This window comes from Aestuariispira insulae (genome assembly GCF_003385955.1).
Classification (GTDB): domain Bacteria; phylum Pseudomonadota; class Alphaproteobacteria; order UBA8366; family Aestuariispiraceae; genus Aestuariispira; species Aestuariispira insulae.
In genome coordinates this window covers 1-3,722 of sequence record NZ_QRDW01000034.1, presented here as the reverse complement: position 1 = coordinate 3,722, position 3,722 = coordinate 1, and the positions used below count along the sequence as shown (strand labels likewise).

Genomic DNA, 3,722 nt, shown 5'->3' with positions numbered 1-3,722 from the left:
AGCGGGCTCTTTGGAGGTCATGGATTTCTGTCTCATCTTCGTTCCCTTACGGTCTCTACGATGAACCAGAAATCCTCCGTTATGCAATCAGCTTAGTTTGTCCCACAGATGCTGACGGGGAACATGCTGTCTGACGAAGAGAAGACACGCAAGCGTCGCGGCCGGAAACAGGCCAAGGATAAATATAAAGAAATCAACGCGCAATACGGAGAGGCCACAAGTCCTCTGGCTATAGTCCAGATTGATCACACGCAATTGAATGTGATGGTGGTGGATTCGGAGGATCGTGAATGTATCGGGCGGCCCTGGATAACAGTGGCTATTGACGTATTCAGTCGCATGATCACCGGCATGTTCATCTCCCTGGATCCGCCGAGCGCTGACAGTGTGGGTATGTGCCTGTGCCAGAGTATCCTGGAGAAGGATGCCCTCCTGCGGAAAATCGGTGTCGAGGGTAGCTGGCCTGTGTGGGGGCGGATGAATACTCTTCATATGGATAACGGTAAGGATTTCCGTGGTGAGATGGTCCGGATTTTTGCAGAGGAATGGTCTGTTGATGTGCAGTTCCGGCCACCGGGTTTCGCGGAATGGGGTGGCCATATCGAACGCCTGAACGGGACTTTGAAAACGGAACTGGATAGCGTCAAAGGCACCACATTCCGGGGACCGAAAGACCGGGTTGAATATGACCCCGAGGAACATGCGGTCATGACCCTGGATGAGTTGGAGAAATATCTCTTCAACCATGTTGTGAACGTTTACCACCAGGAAAGGCACAGTCAGTTGGAGTGCCCGCCTATCGCCAAATGGCAAGATGGTCTGTTGGGGGACAAAGGTTCCGGATTGCCTGACAAAGTCGAGGATACGGAGAAGCTGCGCCTGGACCTGCTGCCGATGATCAAAAGGAAAATCCGGCGTGATGGCATTGTCTGGGATCACATCCATTACAGTTGCCCCGAGCTGAGACTGCTGCTGATCAACAAAGACAAGTTCAATAAGGAAAAATTGATTGTCCGTCGTGACCCCAGGGATATCAGCACCATCTACCTCTATCATCCGGTGCTGAAAGCCTACATACCCGTTCCGTACCGCGACACGTTCCGGCAGCCGATATCGCTTTGGGAACATAGGGAAGCCCGGGCGAGGCTGAAGAGCCAGGGAATCACAGCGGTGAATGAAGATCTGATTTTCCAGGCTCTTGCGAGGAACCAACAACTCGTCGAAACCTCCGAGAAGACCACCAAGAATGTCCGGAAAAACAAGGAAAGGGCCAGGCGCCGGAAACAGGATGCCAGTCGCGTACCGGCGACCCCCAAGAAGACGGTTGAAAACCGTTTGCCGAAACCGGAATTGAAGTCCGTTCCGCCTGTTGAAGTAAAGGTTCCGGATCCACCGGATGAGGATGACTTCATTGATTTCGACGAAGAAGAACTCACGCCCCAATATATGCCTGTCAGGAGGATCCAATAATGCATATCGAACACCGTGTTGATGTCTTGCCATATGGGAAAACCACTCATGAGGCGCTGTTTCAGGACAAGTGGATCGACTATGATGTGGGGACTAAGGCGACGACCAAGCTATGGTTGCTTTTTCATGAGATTGCTTCGGTGCGCACTAAAGGCCTTCTGATCTATGGGAAGCCGAACAGTGGCAAAAGCATGCTGGTCCACAAATTCCGGGCGGATATTATTGAGCAATATCAGGAGAAAGATCTGGAATCCAAGTTGTGTCCGGTTCTTCTTATTGAGACACCGGGGCACCGGGCCAATCCCAAATCACTGTTTATCGAAATCCTGAAATCCATGAATGCGCCGATCAGTTCGTCACACAATGCCGATAAGCTTCTGGAGCAGATCGAAATCCTGGTGCGAAAGCACAACATTCGGATGATTGTGCTGGATGAGATCCACAACATTATGTATGCGCATAATCATGAAAGGTCGGCTTTCCTGAATTCGATCCGATATCTCAGCAATAAGCTGGATCTGCGGATTGTAATGGTGGGTACCGACCACGCTCATCACATGATCCAGATTGATCCCCAACTGGCGAGCCGGATAGCTCCGTTTCCCCTGACGCCCTGGAGACGCGACGACAAAAATTATGCCGCTTTTGTGCTCCAACTCATTATGGGGTGCGGCCTCAAGATCTGTGATGACAACAAGCGCACGAGTTTCATGCATCTAATGCATGATCGTACAGAGGGCCTGACTGGAGAGACAAAAGATCTGGTTGTGCGGGCAGCAATGAATTCCTTAAACCATAATCTGGATCATATTCCGGCGGAGGTGCTTAGCCAGACTGATTGGATGATGCCGAGTGAGCGGCATGGGGTGGTGTAGATCCTGCATTTATGGATTGAGGTTTGCTCAAGTTTTTTCCTAAATGATTGAGTGAGCGTTCATCTCGTGTAAGTGTTTTAGCTGTTGTGTCAATTAACGTGGTGCCAGAAATCGTGAAGACATATACCTACACCAAACTTACAAGCCCAAGCGCCGTCAAAAAGGCAATTCAGATTTGGGATGAGATTGGTGAAAGCGCATTCTTGGCTTTATACGGGTTTCAGAATGCTCGTGAGTATGTTCTTAGATATGAAGGCAAGGAGTATCCTTCCAAAGCGATAGCGGCTGTAGCTTATGGAATACAGCATCCTGAAGAACCGCAAATGACCTCCCTAAACTCAAGCGGAGGTAAGTCCCCGGGGAAAGCTGGGTGGGCGCTAGCACGTATTGGATTTGAAGTTGATGGAATCCCCAAAAAAGCCAGGCACTGGAGTCTTTCTGAAGTTGAATTGACGGTCCGGGCCTATTTGAACATGTTGGGCCTGGAGTTAGCTGGTATCGATTATGTAAAGGCTGAATTCAATCGAAATGTGAAGAGGCATTTGAATAGCCGTTCAACAGCAGCAATTGAGTACAAGTTTCAGAATATCAGCGCTGCGCTGCAGGAAATGAAATTACCGTTTATCGATGGCTATAAACCTTACTCAGAATATCAAGCCCTCTTAAAATATGTGTTGGAGGACGAACTAGAATCCAGCTTTTCTGTGTTAGGAAATGTTGCCGACCAAGTTCCTGTGAACGGTGAGTTGGATAGCTATTTTGTAGAGCCGCCGGAAACTAAACTTCAGCTTCCTGAGGGAAAGCAAAAGGTAATTCAAACTTCTTGGTCAAAACGGGAAGCAAAAAACAGAAAGCTTGGGCTTAGAGGAGAAGTTTTTGTATTGGAGCTAGAAAAAAGACGTTTGATAAATCTGGGTTTAGCGGAAAAATCTGAGCAGATTGAACATGTGTCGCAAACTATTGGAGACGGTCTCGGATACGATATTCTCTCATTCGATGAAGATGGAAGAGAACTGCATATAGAGGTTAAAACAACTCTTGCAGGCATAGAGCATCCGTTTTGGGTGACCCGCAATGAATTGTCCGTGTCCCAGGATCTTTCTGAATCATACCGGCTCTATCGGGTTTTCAATTTTGGAACCAATACACAAGTCTATTGCTTAGAAGGGGCTTTGGATGAGGTATGCCAATTGCTCCCTGCAAATTTTCTAGCAGCGCCAGCTTAAGAAGCCACTCACTATTTCGCTGAATCAGAGAGCTTCTTGCTGATCTGCTGAATGACTGACCTGAGCCCCAGAGTTCCTCCAGCTATAGGCAGAGTCGTCGGTTAAAGTTTTGCTCAGTTACGTTGTTGTTTGCAAGCAGTATGGGGGCATG

The 3,722-nt window shown here is 48.6% G+C and carries 3 protein-coding genes; all 3 read left to right on the top strand.

What is annotated here, in order from left to right:
* Positions 1 to 123 precede the first annotated feature (123 nt).
* The 3 genes from DFP90_RS22480 to DFP90_RS22470 are packed head-to-tail and all read left to right on the top strand — an operon-like array spanning position 124 to position 3,571.
* Positions 124 to 1,470 carry a Mu transposase C-terminal domain-containing protein gene (locus tag DFP90_RS22480; RefSeq protein ID WP_181905527.1) on the top strand — a complete coding sequence of 449 codons (1,347 nt, stop codon included), beginning with the start codon at positions 124 to 126 and terminating at the stop codon, positions 1,468 to 1,470.
* Positions 1,470 to 2,345 (top strand): TniB family NTP-binding protein, encoded by an 876-nt coding sequence (locus DFP90_RS22475; RefSeq protein WP_115939704.1) that lies wholly within the window; start codon positions 1,470 to 1,472, stop codon positions 2,343 to 2,345. The genes DFP90_RS22480 and DFP90_RS22475 overlap by 1 nt, the downstream gene beginning before the upstream one ends.
* 47 nt (positions 2,346 to 2,392) lie before the next feature.
* The gene (locus tag DFP90_RS22470) at positions 2,393 to 3,571 is read left to right on the top strand and encodes a protein NO VEIN domain-containing protein (RefSeq protein WP_147301116.1); all 1,179 of its coding nucleotides are present in this window, start codon (positions 2,393 to 2,395) and stop codon (positions 3,569 to 3,571) included.
* The last annotated feature ends 151 nt before the right edge of the window (positions 3,572 to 3,722 follow it).